The organism is Brachybacterium sp. B718/18 (assembly GCF_055454375.1).
The window spans coordinates 1-16,077 of record NZ_JBVDDO010000001.1 but is presented as its reverse complement, the minus strand read 5'-3'; the positions used below and the strand labels follow the sequence as shown (position 1 = coordinate 16,077).

Sequence of the window (16,077 nt, the reverse complement as noted above, 5' to 3'; positions counted from 1 at the left end):
GATGCCCGAGTCGGCGCAGAGCCCTCCTCAGCGGGGCCTCGGGCCCCCGGTCCGCGTCAGCGCAGAGCGCTCCTCAGCGGGTGCTCGGCGCCTCGGCACGCCCCGCGATGAGCACGGGGATCCCGCCCTCGACCGCATGGACCCGGTGGCAGCCCGAGCACTGCAGCGCCGTCTCGACGTCCCGCAGCTCGCCCCCGCAGTCGGGGCAGCGTAGGCGCGCGCGGACCCAGCCGGGCACGTCCGCGCCGCTCGGCCCGTCGGGGAGCGCGGCGGCGTGAGCGGCGTCGTGCCCGGCCCCGTCGGCGGGAGCGGTCTCGGGGAGCGGCGTGTCCGCCATGGGTGCCTCCTGGTCGGGGGCGTCCCCCGAATGCTGGTCGAGCAGCGCGAGGACGGTGTCCCGCACCCGCTCGAGGGTCTGGGGGGTGGCGGCCTCGACGTTCAGCCGCAGCAGCGGCTCGGTGTTGGAGGAGCGCAGCGAGAGCCACCAGCGCTCCTCCGCCGGTGCCCCGTCGTCCCATCGCGTGAGCGTGAGCCCGTCGAGGTGATCCGCCTCGACCGCGGGATCCGCCCCGAGCTCCTGCTCGACGCGGGACCGGGCAGCGGCCGGGTCCTCGTGGCGGACGTTGATCTCACCGCTGGCCGCATAGGGGCTGTGCGCGGCGACCAGCGCGGAGGCCGGGCCGTCGAACTCCTCGAGGGCCGCCAGCACGTGCAGGGCGGCGAGCATGCCGGAGTCGGCGGAGAAGAAGTCGCGGAAGTAGTAGTGGGCCGAGTGCTCGCCGCCGAAGACGGCACCGTGCTCGGCCATCAGCGCCTTGATCAGGGAGTGCCCGACCGGGGAGCGGAGCACCTCCCCGCCGGCGGCGCGCACCGTTTCGGCGACGTGCCGGGAGGAGACCAGGTTCGCGAGGACGACCGGCCGCTCCTCCCCCGCGGCGCGGGCGCGGGCGATCTCCCGCTGTGCGATCAGTGCGGTGATCGCCGAGGGCGGAACGGGGGTGCCGGTCTCGTCGACGACCACGCAGCGGTCCGCGTCCCCGTCGAAGGCGAGGCCCAGGTCCGCACCCTCGCGGCGCACGGCCTGGCGCAGGTCCTCGAGGTTCGCGGGGTCCAGCGGGTCCGCGGGATGGTGCGGGAAGGTGCCGTCGAGGGTGAAGTGCAGCGGCAGGATCTCGAGGGAGGGCAGCTCCCCGAGAACCGCGGGGGCCGTGTGACCGGCCATGGCGGAGGCCGCGTCGATCACCACCCGCAGGGGTCGGCGTCCTGTCAGCGGCACCAGACCGCGCAGGGTGCGGGCATAGTCCTCGAGGGTCGAGAGGTCCTCCGCCCGGCCCTCGCCGTGCTCGGGGATCTCGCCGGCCTCGAGGTACGCCTCGGCCGCTCGCCGGATCGTGTCGAGTCCCGTCGCCCGGCTGATCGGGCGGGCGCCGGGCAGGCACAGCTTCATGCCGTTGTCGGCCGGCGGGTTGTGGGAGGCGGTGATCATCAGGCCCGCCGCGCGGTGCAGCCCCGAGGCGCAGTACAGCTGATCGGTCGAGGAGAGTCCGGCATCGGCCACGATCGCCCCGCGACGCACGGCGCCCTCGATCACCGCGCGCGCCAGGTCCGGAGAACTGACCCGCATGTCATGGGCGACGATCATCGAGTCGCCCGAGAGGAAGTCCGCGAAGGCCGCGCCGAGCGCCCGGGCGACCTCGACGGTGAGCTGCTCGCCGGCGACGCCGCGCACGTCGTAGGCCTTCACGATCGCGGAGAGGTCCGCGACGGGACGCTGCACCTCAGTCATCGCCGCCCCGCACCACATGGAGGTGGCGGGCTGCCTCTCGGCCCGGGGCGGGGGCGCGGTGGCTCGCCGGTGCGGCGGCGGGCCGGGCCGACGGGGCCCGCGTCCCGGCGGGCAGCGGCGCCTCGGTGCGGCGGACCGCATCGGCGAGGGCGACGAGGTCGTCGCTGACGCCCTCCCCGCCCGCGACGCGCAGCAGCTCCCACCCGCGAGGGGCGGTCATCCGCGCGGCATGGTTGCGGCAGAGGTCGTAGGCGTGCGGCTCACTGGTGCGGGAGAGCGGCCCCAGGACAGCGGTGGAATCCTCGTAGACGAAGGTCAGGGAGCTGACCGCCGGGTTCGAGCAGGCGGTCCGGGAGCATTCGCGAGCTGGCACGTCCAGCAGTGTACGCAGTGCCCGGTGCGCCCCGCGGGCCGACGCGCCCGGCCCGGAACCGTCCCCTCCCGGGGCACTAGAGTGCGCTCCATGGATGTCGAGCCGCTCCGTCCCGGCGCCCCCGGTCCCCGTCGTGCGGCGCGCCGCCGCGACCGTCACGGGCGGGGCCGTCGCTTCGATCTCATCCCCCCGCACCTGCCCGGATACCGGACCCGTCGGGAGGTCTTCGACGACCTCGTCGCGGAGTCCGGGGCCACGCTCGCGGAGCGCTTCCCCCGCCGCCTCGCACACCTGCGGGTGCTCGTCGAGGAGGTCCCGCCCACGGATCCGGCACCGTGGGAGGATGCCGCGGTGCTCCTCGGCCGCGCCCTCCCCGCCACCCGGGAGCACCCGCCGCGCGCGATCCTCTATCGACGCCCGATCCAGACCCGCTGCGCCTCGGAGGAGGACCTCGAGGCCCTCGTGCGCCAGGTGCTCAGCGAGCAGGTCGGATCCCTCCTCGGGATCGCCCCCGAGGACGTCGACCCCGGCGCCTGGGAGGACTGAGCACCGCGCGCTGCGCTCGCCGCGCCCCGGTCAGTCCGCGAGGCGGACCGTGACCTCGTTCGCGCCGAGCCGGGCGGGCAGCACGGGCAGCGAGGACAGCAGCACCCCGCCCGTGCCGTCGTTCTCGCGCTGGGTCCAGCTCGCGTGCAGCACCCCGGGGACGTCGGGGACGACGGTCACGGCCGCGGGCTTCTCGGCCCCGCGGCGCAGCGGCTCGTCGGTGACGCCCACGGCAGTTCCGGCGGCGGCCTCGACCTCGACCGGCTCTCCCGCGGTGCCGTCGGCGTAGAGCGGGACGAGGGTGACGGCGGTGTCCTCCGTCGCGGTCAGGGACAGCACCCCCGCGGCGCCCTGGGGGGGGAGGCCGAGCAGGGCGCTGGTGCCGATCGCGGGGGCGGCGACGGCGAACGTGAAGTCGACGGGGCTGCTCACGGTGTCGCCGGCGAGGTCCGCGCCCGCCTGGGAGCTGCGGGTCACGGCGTGCACGGGGTCCTCGGCGGTCACCTCGACGCTCCAGGTCCCGGCGGGGAGGTCCTCGAGCGGCACCTGGACGACGGCGCCGGCCGGCAGCTCGACCTCGGGCACCTCGGCCGCATCGAGGGGTCCGTCGGCCCCGAGCACCCGCACCCGCGCGCGGGTGTCCGCCCCGCTCGGATTGGCGAGGGTCAGCACGGGGGCGATCCCGGCGGTCTCGACGCCGGTCATGATCTGCTGCTCGTCGGCCGCGGGGAGGGGCTGCTGGATCTCGGCTCCGCCGGGGGTGAGCCCGTCCCGCTCGGTGGTCTGGACGTGCATCTGCAGGGGCGCGCCGAGCACCGAGACGTCGACGCCGAGTGCCGCCTCCCCGGCCGCCACGGACTCCAGCAGCACCGTCTCCTCGGCGCCGGGTGCCACGACGACCTGGCTGCGGCCCTGCATCGCGGCAGGGCCGTCGGCCGTCCACACCTGGACCGAGGCGGTCGCGGGGCGGGTGGTGGGATTGCGCAGCACCAGCACCGAGCTGTCGCCGGTCTCGGTGGAGACCCCGAGGAAGGTCGCGTCGGTCTGCGCCGCCCCGCACCGGGAGGTCACCAGGGAGCGGTAGTCGCCGCTGGTCGTGGAGGTGGACTGGACCGCATCGGCGACCGGGAGCCCCGCCTCGGAGGTCTCGGTGCGCACGCTCGGGGCGGTCTCGAGGTCCGTCAGGGTCTGGACGGAGACGCCCAGGTCCTCTGCGGCGTAGGCATCGGAGAGCACGGTGCCCTCGGCGTCGGAGGCGGTGATCGACGGGGTGCGCACCCGCCCCTGGTCGTCCTGGAGCGTGGACGAGGCGCTCACGGTCCCGAAGAGCACCGAGGAGTCGGGCTCGAGGGAGACGGTGCGCAGCCCGACGGTCGTCGAGGGCGGGGTGACGGACAGCTCGGCGTCCCCTCCGCCCTCCAGGAGCGCCTCGGGGAGCGAGAGCGGGCCGGCGCAGGCGAGGGTCTCGCCGCCCTGCTGCGCGGTGGAGACGGCGCGGGTCACCGGGGCCTGCTCCGTCGGGTCGACGGTGGAGACCGCCGCGACGGCCGCCGCGAGCGGGAGCAGGGCGGCGAGGGCCAGGAGCGGGCGCGCGGGGCCGCGGCGCCCGGGACGGTCGGGTCGGGGCGTCGGCTCAGCCATACATCTCCTCGGCACGGGCGCGAGGGCGCCAGGGCACGGCGATCAGGACGGTCAGCAGCACGGCAGCTCCGAGGAGCAGGCGCTCGGCGAGGAGCAGCGGCTGGGCGCGCTCGATCGAGATCTCGCCTCCAATACCGGCCGGGAGCACGAAGCCCTGGGCCCAGCCGTCGACCGTGGTCGGCTCGAGCGCGGTGCCGTCGACGCTCGCGCGCCAGCCGGAGTCCGCCCGCTCGGAGAGGATGACGGTGCGCTCCTCCGCGGCGGGCTCGACCCGTCCGCTCACGTCGATCGCCTCGCTCGCGAGGGCGATGCTCCCCTCGGACCCCGTGACGACCGCGCGGGGGGCGGAGTCGACCACCCGCCACATGCCGCCGCGGGTCCCCTCGGTGACCTTCTCGAGGGTCGAGGAGGCGTCGAGGGTGGCCATGAGGTCCTGCTGCTCCACGGGATCTCCCTCGACCACGACGTAGGCGACGGCCAGCGAGGCGGTGGCCTCCCGGAGGGCGTCGGCCTCCGCCGGATCCGCCCCGGAGGAGAGCATGAGCGCGACGGTGTCGCGCAGGACCGTGCTCGCCGGATCCGCGTCCACCTCCCCGGCTCGGGCCGCGGCCACGTCGCGCTGGTCGAGGATCGCGGCGTGCTGCACGGCGGAGTCGCCGCCGTGCACCACGAGCTGGGCCGCGACCGAGCCGTCGTCCTCCTGCGACAGGCTCAGCACGCGGGACCTCGCCTCGGTGCGCCCCTGATCGGCCGCCGCCGCAGGCACGTCGCCGGTCTCGGTCCGGTCCACGCGGAGCTGCCCGGGGAGCAGCAGGGTCCATCCCGCGACCGCGATCACGCAGCAGGCGGCGACGAGGGAGGCGAGCACGACGGTGGCGGGACGACGCGCACGGGACTCCCCCTCCTCCCGCCGGGCGAGAGCGTCGAAGCTGGCGGCGGCGCCGACGCACAGCGCCAGGAGCGCGGCGCTCAGCAGGGCATGGGGCGGGAAGGGCACGAGCAGCTCGCCGCCGAGGCCCGCCGGGAGCTCCAGCGCGAGCAGCGCCGCGCCGAGGGCGGTCGCCACCAGGAGCAGCCCGAAGCGCCCCGCACGCCCTGCCTGGCCGGCGAGGAAGGGTGCCGCGAGGGCGCCGAGGACGATCGGGGCCAGCGGCAGCGCGAGCGGGAGCCAGAACGCCGCCATCTCCCCGACCAGCGGGGCCAGGACCGCCTGGACTCCCGGGGAGACGGGCCAGAGGGCGAGCAGCTCGGCCCTCTCCGGCAGGTCCCCGCCGAGCGGCATGCCGCCGACGGAGAGCAGCAGCCCCGGATGGCCGAGGTACTGGGGCAGGTAGGGCAGGTGCAGCGCGAGGGAGGGCACGAGCACCAGGGCGAGTCGACGGCGGCGACCGGGAACGGCCGGGAGGATCAGCAGCAGCGCGAGGGCGGTGAGCAGCACGAGCGCCGGAGTCACGGCACCGATCACGAGCAGCACGAGCCCACCGGCCGCCGCCGCGGCGGGGCTGGCCTGCGAGGCCTTGTGGGGCAGACCGATCGCGCGCCCGATCAGGAGCGCCAGCAGCGGCAGCAGCAGGTGCACCAGCAGCAGGGGCCAGGCCCCCGTCGTGAGGGCGCTCAGCAGCGAGGGCGCGAGCGTCCAGGCCACCACGAGGGCGAGCCGGGCCCCGACCGCCCGGGTGATGGCCCCCGCCGCCCACCAGGACAGCAGGGCGCTCAGCGGGAGGGCGGTGAGGATCAGCGCCTCGACCAGGAACGATCCGGGCACGGGAATGCTCCCGAGCACGCGGAGCAGCGGGTCGGCGGGGCCGCGCTCCCCCAGACCCCCGGGGATCCAGTCCGACCAGCCGACCTGCCAGCGCAGCGCGAGGTCGTCGGGCAGGGAGCGCAGGGCCGGACCGCTCAGCTCGCCGCGCCCGAAGAGGCCGCGCAGGGCGACCAGGCCCAGCACCGTGGCGAGCAGGGCGACCACGGCGGTCCACACCGCGTGCCGGCCGAAGTCGGCGTCGTCCTGGCCGTGGTGCGTGCCCGCGATGCCCCAGGTGGTGCGGCGGATGGTCCGCCGACGGTCGTCATCGGCCAGCAACCGGGTCGCCAGGTCCTCGAACCGCCGGCGGGCGGCCTCGCCGCGGGGCAGGTACAGCGGGGCGAGGCGCCGGGCGGGGACACGCGCGAGACGGCGATCCCGTCGGCCGCGCTGGAGCACCCGGGGCGCCCGACGCAGCATGCCCGCCCAGGCCCGCAGCTCGGCCCCCGCCCGCCGCGGCTCCGAGGCGGCGATCGCCCCCGCCGCGCGCAGCAGCGCGGACAGCGGCGAGAGCAGGATCATGAGCAGCGCCGCGAACAGCGAGCGGTGCTTCAGCAGGAGCAGCAGCTGACCGGTCCGCTGCTCCTGGAGCCGTTCGAGTCGCGGGCGCGTGGGCAGCGGGTGGAGAGTGCGTGCTCGGGACTGCACGGCGACGCGATCGCCGCCGCGCCACACCCGTCGGCACAGGTCGATCTCGGCCCAGGGACCGGGCAGGTCGGGGTCGAGCACGCCGACGGCGCGCAGGGTCGACTCCCGCACGAGCATTCCGGCGAGGGGGACCGCGAGCACGTCCTGCCGCCAGTCCGCCTGCCCCTGGTCGACCTCGCCGGCGTCGACCCCGGTGATGATCCGGCCGCCATGGGTGAGCGTCAGCCCGACGTCGACCAGCGCATCCGCCTCCTCAGCGGTGCGGATCACGGCGTTCTCCGCGGCGGGGTCGACCCCCGTCGACGGGGCGGCGGGCGCGACGCGCTTGGTGCCGACGACGGCGGTGGTCGGCGACTCCGCCACCAGCTCCAGCTGGGCCTCGAGCGCGTCGAGACCCGGCGTGGAGCCGTCCACGACGCACCAGAGCCAGCTCTCGTCCTCGGCGCTGCGGCCGGCACGGCGTCCCGTCCGCGGTCCGTCCTCCCGCAGGCGCACCGGCACCTGGGCGAGGGCCGCGAGCTCCTGGGTGCGCTCGCGCTCGACGGCGTCCGGGTCGATGTCGCTCGCCCGGCGCCCGCGCGAGGCCGGAGCCTCTCCGGAACTCGCCTCGGGTGCGGAGCTCGCCGCGTGCTCCGCGTGATCTGCGGGGTATGTGGCGTCGGAGTCCTCGCGCGCCACGTCGACCTCGTCGAGCTCGGCGAGCAGACGCAGCACGGCGCGCAGCGCGGCCGTCCGCGCGGCCCCGGCGGGCACGGTCAGGACATGGTCGAGCCCACCCGCGGAGCGTTCGTCGCGCAGCAGCGCGACGCAGTCCTCCGCAAGATCCTGGGGGGCGACCGTGACCAGGCGGTCCACCGGCCTGCTCTGTTCCTGCGCTCCGGTGAGCGTCGCCCGGAGAGAGGGCTCGGTCGTCGCCCGGCTCAGCAGGACGACGGCGGTGACATGTCGATCGCTCACCAGGTCAGGGTGTCAGACCGCCCGGCGCTTGAGCTTGCGCCGCTCGCGCTCCGAGAGTCCGCCCCAGATCCCGAAGCGTTCGTCGTTCTCGAGCGCGTACTCGAGGCACTCGGCCCGCACCTCGCACGAGACGCACACCTTCTTCGCCTCGCGCGTGGAGCCGCCCTTCTCGGGGAAGAACGCCTCCGGATCCGTCTGCGCGCACAGCGCGCGCTCCTGCCACGACAGCTCGGCCTCGTCGCCGCCCTGTCCCCCGAGATCGAGCAGGGACAGTTCGGCCCGCGCGCCCTGTTCGAGGAGGTCCTCGTCCATCGCCGCCACCCCTTCCACTGCATGGTCGCCTGTTGCGCGCTTAAAGTACACCCGTGTAGTTATGCCCCGTCAAGCGGCTCCGGCGCGTCGTGCAGCGCATCGGGTCCGGATCACAGCCCGGGAGGGCCCATGTCCGATTCCCTCCGTCCGCCCCAGCCGCCCCAGCCCGTCGAGGTGATCCCGGTCACCGGGATCGGCGAGGTCCGCGAGGGCGCGGACCTCGCCGCCCTCCTCGCCGCCGGCCTCGAGCCCCTCGCGCCCCGCGAGGGGGACGTGCTGTGCGTCTCGACCAAGATCGTCTCGAAGGCGCACGGGCTGCGGATCGATCCCGCCCGGCGCGACGAGGCGGTCCGCGCGGCCGCCGTCCGCACCGTCGCCCGCCGTCGCCACACCCGCGTGGTCACCTCCGTCGTGCAGATCCCCTCCGGTCCGGTGATGGCCGCCGCCGGCGTCGACGGCTCCAACGCCCCCGACGGCCCGCTGCTGCTGCCGGAGGATCCCGATGCGGAGGCGCGCGCACTCCACGAGGGCCTGCGCGCGCGGCTCGGGCTCCGCCTCGGCGTGGTGCTCACGGACACCTCCTCCCGGGTGTGGCGCGTGGGCGTCACCGACATCGCGCTCGGCGCCGCCGGGATCAGCGCCCTGCAGGATCTCCGCGGCGGGACCGACGCCGACGGTCGCCCCCTCACCGTCACCGTGCGGAACCTCGCCGATGAGCTCGCGGCCGCCGCGGACCTCGTCAAGGGCAAGGCGAGCGGAGTGCCCGCCGCCCTGGTGCGCGGCGTCGCCGGGGCCGACGCGACCGACGTCCCCGCCCGGGAGCTGTCCCGCACCGGCGCGGACGACTGGTTCCGTCGGCCCAGCCTCGAGTCGGTGTGGGTCGCCCTCGGGCTGACCGAGGAGCAGGAGCCGATCGCGCGGATGTCGCCCGAGCCGGACGAGGAGCGGATCGAGAGGGCGATCCACGTGGCCCGGATCCCCCGCCGCGGGAACGAGGGGGCGGCCGACGCCGCGCAGCCGTCCGTGAGGAGGGAGCCCGGAGCGCTGCACGTCGTCCCGGCGGGCGACGATCCGTCATCCTGGATCGCGGCAGGCGGACTCGCCGAGCGGATCCGCACCGCGCTCGGCGCCGAGTCCCTCTCCGTCCCGCTGCCCCCGCTCGCCGTCCTGATCGACCGCCCAGCCCCCGAGGATCCCCGACCATGACCCCTTCCGCCGCCGCCTCCGGACTCGCCCTGCTCGAGGCCCTCGAGCGCAGCGGCCCGCGCCCTGCCCTCGCCTGGTACGGCGAGGTCGCCCGCATCGAGCTGTCCGGACACGTGCTCGCGAACTGGGTGATCAAGGCGATCGGGCACCTGCACGACGAGGTCGGGCTCGAGGAGGGCGAGCTCGTGGTCCTGGACCTCCCCCCGCACTGGAAGCGCCTGGTGCTCGCGCTGGCCGCCTGGTCCCTGGGAGCCGAGGTGGTCGTCACGCCCCGGGGTCCCGCGGAGGCCGAGGACCCGCGGGTGGTGGTCACCGACCGTCCCGACAGCGACCTCGCCGCCCGGGCCGACGAGGTGCTCGCCCTCCGGCCCGTCTCCCTCGCGCCCCGCTTCGACGGGGAGCTGCCGGCCCTGGTGCGGGACTGGGTGCTCGAGGTGCGCGGGAGCTCCGATCGGCTCGCCGTGACGCTGCCCGCCTGGAGCGGCCCGGCGCCCGCGGCGAGCACGGCGAACACTGCGGACTGTGCAGAGACGCCGCGGCTTCTGGTCGAGGGGGACGGGCTCGAGGCCGTGCCGGCCCTGCTCCTTGCCTGGTCGGCCGGGGGCGGGATCGTCGCCCCCGCCGCCTCCGTGTCGGACCGTCAGGCCGCCGACGAGAGCGTCACCGGCCGCGGCTGACCCTCACATATCCCACCGGTCACGTCACGGGATCAGCCCTCGCGGAGGGTGCGCACCGCCTCGACGGGGTCGCCGTCGAAGACGATCTTCCCCGAGCGCAGCACCACGATGCGGGTGCAGAGCCGCTCGAGCATCTCCAGCTCATGGGAGACGACGACCATGGTGCGCCCCGCCTCCTGCAGCTCGCGGATGCGGGCCAGGCACTTGCGCTGGAAGGGCTCGTCGCCGACGGAGAGGATCTCGTCGACGAGGAAGATGTCCGGTTCGGTGTGCACGGCGACGGAGAAGGCCAGCCGCAGGAACATGCCCGAGCTGTAGTACTTCACGTCCGTGTCGATGAAGTCCTCGATCTCGCTGAAGGCGACGATCTCGTCGAACTTGGCGTCGATCTGCTCGCGGCTCATCCCCAGGATCGCGCCGTTGAGGTAGACGTTCTCACGGCCCGAGAGATCCGGGTGGAAGCCCGCGCCGACCTCGATCAGCCCCGCGACCCGGCCGCGCAGCAGCACGCGGCCCTCGTCGGGGAAGAGCACCCCCGAGATGGTCTTGAGCAGGGTCGACTTGCCGGAGCCGTTGAAGCCGATCAGGCCCACGGTCTCCCCGGCGTGCACGGTGAGGTCGACGTCGTCCAGGGCCCGGAAGGTGTCGGCGAGCTTCTTCCGCTGCAGCGCCGAGAACACCAGCTCCTTCAGGGAGTGGTCGTGGCGCCGCGCGAACTGCTTGGTCACGTGCTCGACGCGGACCATCTCGCGCTCCGTGGGCACGGCGGCGGAGGCGGGGACGTCCTGCAGGTTCGGGCTCATCGCGGGACTCCTCTCACAGTTCCTGGGCGAAGCGCCGCTTCGACCGCTCGAAGACGACGGTTCCGATCACGAAGGTCACGACCGCGATCAGCAGGCCGGCCCACCACAGGCCGAAGGGCTCCCCCGGGCTCGCGAGCGTCGGATCGCCGGGCACCGCCTCGACGACCGGCCCCGCATACCGCCAGAACGCGGTGTGGAAGAGCTGCACCACGATCGTCAGCGGGTTCAGCTGGTACAGCCACCACAGGATCGTGCCGCCGATCGCCTCCTCCACCATGGTGATCCGGTAGAGCACCGGCGAGAGCCAGGTCGCGACCATCACGATGAGGTCCACGAAGTTCTCGACGTCGCGGAAGGCCGCGTTGAGGGCGGCGGTCAGCATGCCGAGGCCCATGGTGAAGACGAGCAGGATCACCATCCCCAGGAGGAAGGCGACGAGCGAGGTCAGGGAGGGCAGCCAGCCGAAGAGCAGCGCGCCCACGACCAGCACCAGCAGCTGCGGCACGAAGTGGACCAGGGCCACGATCATGCTCGACCAGGGGAACAGCTGGCTGGGCAGGTAGATCTTCGAGACCAGCGGGGCGTTGCCCGAGATCGACCGGGTCGCGTTGCCGAACACCTCGCCGAAGAGGTTCACCACCACGATGCCGCTGAAGAGGTACACCGCGTAGGCGGGGGTGCCCTTCGAGAGCTGCAGGAAGACGCCGAGCGCGATGTAGAAGACGATGAACTGCACCGCGGGCTTGACGTAGCTCCACAGCATCCCCAGTGCGCTGCCGCGGTAGCGCACGCGCAGCTCCTTGCGCACCAGCAGCGCGAGCAGGAAGCGCTCGCGGATCGGGTTCAGCCATCCGGCGTCCTGCCCCGGGGCGCGCCAGCCCTCCTGCTGCTCGGCGCGGCTCGGGGCGAGGGCGGCACGCCGGGATCCGGGCTCGCTCACGCGGCCGGGCTCCCGCCCGTCGTCGCGCCGTCCGCGGCGGCCGGCGATCCGGTGCCGTTCGCAGCGGCGTCGGCCGACGGCGCCCCGGAGGCCTTGTCGGCCTCGCGCACCGGCGCCGGGTTGGCGGCGAAGGTCCGCTCCCAGGCCTCGAAAGAGGTGATCCGACCCGCCGCCTCCCGGTACTGCGCCTGCAGCTCGGGCCAGCGACGGTGCAGGTCGAGGTGGGCGCGGATCGCGGAGGCGAGCATCTCCCGCACCTGCTGGGGGTCCCGCTTGTACCAGGCGATCTGGGTGCCCTCCGCATTGGAGACCAGCGCGCTGTCATAGGCGGAGAGCCGCCACCACTTCGCGTCCAGGTGCGCGATCGTCGCCTGCGGGTTCTCCTCGGCGCGGGGCTTAGGGGGCAGCGCGACCTGCTTGACCAGGGTCTTCGCGGTCCACAGCGGGAGCATCAGGCGGTGCGGCTGGGTGAAGGGACGCCCCTTGCGCGGGGGCTTGTCGACGTGGACCGCCGGGTAGTGGTCCTGGTCCTTCTTCGTGACCGCGTCGGCGAAGGCCTTCGCCATGCCGCGGATCTCGGGGAGCTTGGTCCCGATCGACGGGTGGAGCGCCTCGGGGCCCTCGAGCACGTCCTTCTGCGCCATGAGGCGGCCGGCCTCGGTGTAGTACTGCATGGAGATCAGGTGCTTGACATCCATGAACTGCGACTCCTTGACCACGCGGCCGCCGCGCGCGTACGGGGAGTGCAGGAGCGCGGTGATGATGCGGTTGCGCTCGTGGAAGTAGGCCTGCCAGCCGACGAGGTCGTCCTTGTCCACCCAGCTCATGTGCCACACGCCCGCACCGGGCAGGGAGACGGTCGGGTAGCCGGCCTTCTTCGCGCGCAGGCCGTACTCGGCGTCGTCCCACTTGATGAACACGGGGAGGCTGAGGCCGATCGCGCGCACCGTCTCGGTGGGGATCAGACAGCCCCACCAGCCGTTGTAGTCGACGTCGGCGCGGCGGTGCAGCCACGGGGTCGAGCGCAGCGGGTCCTGGGCGAAGTCGTGGCCCAACTCGGCCTCGGCGTTCGCGAGCGCGGGCTGGATCCGCCAGGGGTCGACCACCTCGCCGAAGGTGTGCAGCACCGAACGGTTGTTTAGATCGAACATGTGGGCGCCGACGATGGTGGGCCGGGTGGCGAAGTCCGCGAAGGTCACCATGCGCAGCAGCGACTCGGTCTCCATCACGATGTCGTCGTCGCAGTTGATGACGTAGGTGGAGGTCCCTGCCGTCGCGGCCTCGTACATGCCGCGGGAGAACCCGCCGGAGCCGCCGATGTTGCCCTGCTCGATGATGCGCAGCTGCTCGCCGAGCTCCGCCTGCAGCGGCGCGAGCTCCTCGGGGTGGTCGCTCAGGCGGTCCGAGCCCTGGTCGACGATGTACATCACGTCCAGCAGCCCGCGCAGCACGGGCTCGGCGGCGAGGGTGCGGATGTTGTCGAGCACGTACTCGACCTTGTTCATCGTGGTCATCGCGATGGAGAAGGTGCCCTCGGTGCGGGCCGCGGAGGCGTCGGCTGTCCAGTCGGCGCCGAGGATCGCGAGGTCGTCGTCGCCCGCATAGGCGTCGAACCAGTACCAGCCGCCGTCGCCGAAGGCGGTCAGCGGCAGCTCGAAGACCTGCTCGCCGGCCCCGGAGACGGTCCGCGACTCCTGGCGCTGCAGGGTGCCGCGGGCCGTGGAGCGCATGACCACGAGGTGGCCGCTGCCGGCCGTGCGGATCGTGAGGCGGATCGCGCGCACCGGGGTCCAGCGGCGCCAGTAGCTCGCGGGGAAGGCGTTGAAGTAGGTGCCGAAGGAGCGCATCTGATGCGCGGGGATGCGGGCGGCATGCCGCTCGCTGATCTCGCTGATGTCGACCTGGGCGAGGGCGGCGTGGCTCGACTGCGCCTGGTCCTTGGCCCGCCCCTCCGAGGCGTTGCCGAGCCCGAAGGAGCCGCCGGTCGCGCCCGAGCGGGCGTCGCCCGCCTCGATGTAGAGCGGGACCACATCGGGGCTGGCCTCACCGGGCAGGAGCAGGCGCTGCAGGAGGCGCTGCGGGGTCGCCCCGGCGGAGGTGGGGGCGGAGGTGGGGGTGACGTTCATGGTGCTCCTCGTCGACTCTCGGCTGGCCCGCCGATCGCGGCGGGTCGGGCGGATCAGGCCCGCAGCAGCTCGGGCAGCTTGTTGTCGGCCATGGACAGGGCGGCGCCGATGGCCATGTGCATGTCCAGGTACTGGTAAGTGCCGAGGCGCCCGCCGAACAGGGTGCGCGGCTCGGCGTCGGCGAGCCCGCGGTAGGCGAGCAGGGTCTCGCGGTCGCCCCCGGAGTTGATTGGGTAGTACGGCTCGTCCCCGGACTCGGCGAAGCGCGAGTACTCGCGCTGGATCACGGTGCGGTCGGTCGGGTAGTCGCGCTCGGGGTGGAAGTGGCGGGGCTCGATGATGCGGGTGTAGGGGACCTCGGCGTCGGCGTAGTTCATCACCGACGTGCCCTGGAAGTCGCCGACCTCGAGGTGCTCCGTCTCCAGGTCGATGGTGCGCCAGCCGAGGGAGCCCTCGGAGTAGTCGAAGTAGCGATCGATGGGGCCGGTGTAGATCACCGGCAGCTGCCCGCGGACGGCGTCCTTGTTCAGCGGCTGGTCGGTGTCGAAGTAGTCCGTCTCGAGGCGTACCTCGATGTTCGGGTGATCCGCCATCCGCTCGAGCCACGCGGTGTAGCCCTGGGCGGGCAGACCCTCGTAGGTGTCGTTGAAGTAGCGGTTGTCGTAGGTGTAGCGCACGGGCAGGCGCGAGATGATCCCCGCGGGCAGGTCCTGGGGATCGGTCTGCCACTGCTTGCCGGTGTAGTTCTTGATGAACGCCTCGTAGAGCGGGCGGCCGATCAGCGAGATGCCCTTCTCGTCGAGGTTCTCGGGGTCGGTGCCGGCCAGCTCCCCCGCCTGCTCGGCGATCAGCGCACGGGCCTCGTCGGGCGTGTAGGCGGCGCCGAAGAACTGGTTGATGGTGCCGAGGTTGATCGGCATCGGGTACACCACGCCGCGGTGCGTCGTATACACCTTGTGCTGGTAGCCGGTGAACGAGGTGAAGCCGTTGACGTACTCCCACACCTTCTTGTTGGAGGTGTGGAAGAGGTGGGCGCCGTACTTGTGGACCTCGATCCCGGTGTGCTCGTCCGCCTCGGAGTAGGCGTTCCCGCCCAGATGCGACCGGCGGTCGATGATGGTCACCTTCGCGCCGTGCTGGGCGACGGCCCGTTCGGCGATGGTCAGGCCGAAGAGGCCGGAGCCGACGATGAGGAGATCAGGAGTCGACACGGGGGGTCCTTTCGAAGCGTGCGGAGGGTCCGCCGGGGACCCGCTCACAGTAGCGGAGGGCATGGGGCGCGATGGCGCGTCCGCCCGGCGCGCCGACGGGTGTGGTCGTGCTCATGCACTCACCCGCGGGACTCGACGAAGCGGCGGTAGGCCAGGCGCCGCGCCCAGCCGGGGGCGAAGCGGTACACCAGGCGCATCCCGAGGTTGCGCAGCAGCTGACCGGGGCCGATGACACGGTCCAGCAGCATCCGGCGCTGCAGCACCAGGTCGGAAGAGAAGAGGGTCCAGCCTCCGCGGCGGACGAAGAGCTGCTCGTCGACCCGGTAGTCGACGAGCACCTCGGCCAGGTTCGCGGTGCGCGCACCGCCGAGCACCATGCGCTCCCACAGGTAGTAGTCCTCCAGCAACGGGAGGTGCCGATAGCCGCCGACGGCGAGGGCCGTGGAGCGGCGCAGCACCACCGTCGGGTGGTGGAAAGGCGAGTGGGTGCGCAGATAGTCGACGATCTCGTCGTGCGCGAGGGGGCGGCTGCGCAGCGGCCCCGTGCCCGCGGGGATCCGATCGCTGAACTCCCGCATCGCCCCGCCCACGAGGTCCAGCGGCGCAGGGACCTGCCCCGGCGCCGCGGGGGCGAGGCCCGCGGCGACCGGGATCTGTCGGGCGAAGCGGTCCGGACGGCAGAGGTCGTCGGCATCGGCCCGCGCGACGAGCTCGTACGGAGAGGCCAGCAGACCGTCCTGCAGGGCCGCAGCGACACCGCGGTGCGCCGGGTGCCGCAGCACCCGGGCGGGACCGAACTCGCCGGCCTCGACCCGGGCGACGAGAGCCTCGAGCGCGGGCGGGAGGGGGCCGTCGATCGTGAGGATCAGCAGGGTCGGCGCGAGCTCCTGCTCCCGGGTCGCCGAGGCGAGCGCGAGCTCGACCCGTTCGGGCAGGTCACGGCCCCACAGGGGCATCAGGAGGGCGAAGTCGGGCGGGCCGCCCCGGGCCGACCCGGCGGCGACGAAGAAGGCGCTCGAGACCAGGGCGCCGAGGAGGATCGCGAGA

General features: G+C 73.8%; 13 protein-coding genes. 3 read left to right on the top strand and 10 right to left on the bottom strand.

The genetic code is table 11. The features are described 5' to 3' along the window. Positions 1-73: 73 nt before the first annotated feature. Positions 74-1,786, bottom strand: coding sequence for a phosphomannomutase/phosphoglucomutase (locus ACZCAH_RS00065; RefSeq protein WP_464339146.1), 1,713 nt, complete (start codon positions 1,784-1,786; stop codon positions 74-76). Further along, on the bottom strand, positions 1,779-2,159 hold the full coding sequence (locus ACZCAH_RS00060; protein WP_464339145.1) for a DUF3499 domain-containing protein: 381 nt from the start codon (positions 2,157-2,159) through the stop codon (positions 1,779-1,781). The genes ACZCAH_RS00065 and ACZCAH_RS00060 overlap by 8 nt, the downstream gene beginning before the upstream one ends. Before the next feature lie 90 nt (positions 2,160-2,249). Between ACZCAH_RS00060 and ACZCAH_RS00055 the strand changes: the two genes are divergently transcribed. Beyond that, the gene (locus ACZCAH_RS00055; protein WP_329745161.1) at positions 2,250-2,705 is read left to right on the top strand and encodes a metallopeptidase family protein; all 456 of its coding nucleotides are present in this window, start codon (positions 2,250-2,252) and stop codon (positions 2,703-2,705) included. 30 nt (positions 2,706-2,735) lie between these two features. Here ACZCAH_RS00055 and ACZCAH_RS00050 read toward each other — a convergent pair whose 3' ends face one another. The 3 genes from ACZCAH_RS00050 to ACZCAH_RS00040 are packed head-to-tail and all read right to left on the bottom strand — an operon-like array spanning position 2,736 to position 8,067. Then, positions 2,736-4,346, bottom strand: coding sequence for a DUF5719 family protein (locus tag ACZCAH_RS00050; RefSeq protein WP_464339144.1), 1,611 nt, complete (start codon positions 4,344-4,346; stop codon positions 2,736-2,738). Continuing rightward, on the bottom strand, positions 4,339-7,755 hold the full coding sequence (locus ACZCAH_RS00045; protein ID WP_464339143.1) for a glycosyltransferase family 2 protein: 3,417 nt from the start codon (positions 7,753-7,755) through the stop codon (positions 4,339-4,341). The genes ACZCAH_RS00050 and ACZCAH_RS00045 overlap by 8 nt, the downstream gene beginning before the upstream one ends. 12 nt (positions 7,756-7,767) lie before the next feature. Then, positions 7,768-8,067: a WhiB family transcriptional regulator gene (locus tag ACZCAH_RS00040; protein ID WP_464339142.1), complete on the bottom strand. Its 300-nt coding sequence runs from the start codon at positions 8,065-8,067 to the stop codon at positions 7,768-7,770. 129 nt (positions 8,068-8,196) lie between these two features. Here ACZCAH_RS00040 and cofE point away from each other — a divergent pair, with 129 nt between their 5' ends. Together cofE and ACZCAH_RS00030 are read left to right on the top strand one after the other, a co-directional pair. Continuing rightward, entirely contained in the window at positions 8,197-9,273 is a 1,077-nt protein-coding gene (cofE, locus tag ACZCAH_RS00035; protein ID WP_464339141.1) for a coenzyme F420-0:L-glutamate ligase, read from the top strand. Continuing rightward, positions 9,270-9,950 carry a TIGR03089 family protein gene (locus tag ACZCAH_RS00030; RefSeq protein WP_464339140.1) on the top strand — a complete coding sequence of 227 codons (681 nt, stop codon included), beginning with the start codon at positions 9,270-9,272 and terminating at the stop codon, positions 9,948-9,950. Before cofE ends, ACZCAH_RS00030 begins: the two co-directional genes overlap by 4 nt. Before the next feature lie 32 nt (positions 9,951-9,982). Here ACZCAH_RS00030 and ACZCAH_RS00025 read toward each other — a convergent pair whose 3' ends face one another. From ACZCAH_RS00025 to ACZCAH_RS00005, 5 genes are all read right to left on the bottom strand, one after another. Beyond that, on the bottom strand, positions 9,983-10,753 hold the full coding sequence (locus ACZCAH_RS00025) for an ABC transporter ATP-binding protein (RefSeq protein WP_464339139.1): 771 nt from the start codon (positions 10,751-10,753) through the stop codon (positions 9,983-9,985). 13 nt (positions 10,754-10,766) lie between these two features. Beyond that, entirely contained in the window at positions 10,767-11,693 is a 927-nt protein-coding gene (locus tag ACZCAH_RS00020; RefSeq protein WP_464339138.1) for an ABC transporter permease, read from the bottom strand. Further along, entirely contained in the window at positions 11,690-13,819 is a 2,130-nt protein-coding gene (locus ACZCAH_RS00015; protein WP_464339137.1) for a glycosyltransferase, read from the bottom strand. Before ACZCAH_RS00015 ends, ACZCAH_RS00020 begins: the two co-directional genes overlap by 4 nt. A 53-nt stretch (positions 13,820-13,872) precedes the next feature. Further along, positions 13,873-15,030: a UDP-galactopyranose mutase gene (gene glf, locus ACZCAH_RS00010; RefSeq protein WP_464339136.1), complete on the bottom strand. Its 1,158-nt coding sequence runs from the start codon at positions 15,028-15,030 to the stop codon at positions 13,873-13,875. 119 nt (positions 15,031-15,149) lie between these two features. After that, positions 15,150-15,986, bottom strand: a complete 837-nt coding sequence (locus ACZCAH_RS00005) for a glycosyltransferase (RefSeq protein WP_464339793.1) — start codon at positions 15,984-15,986, stop codon at positions 15,150-15,152. Positions 15,987-16,077: the final 91 nt, after the last annotated feature.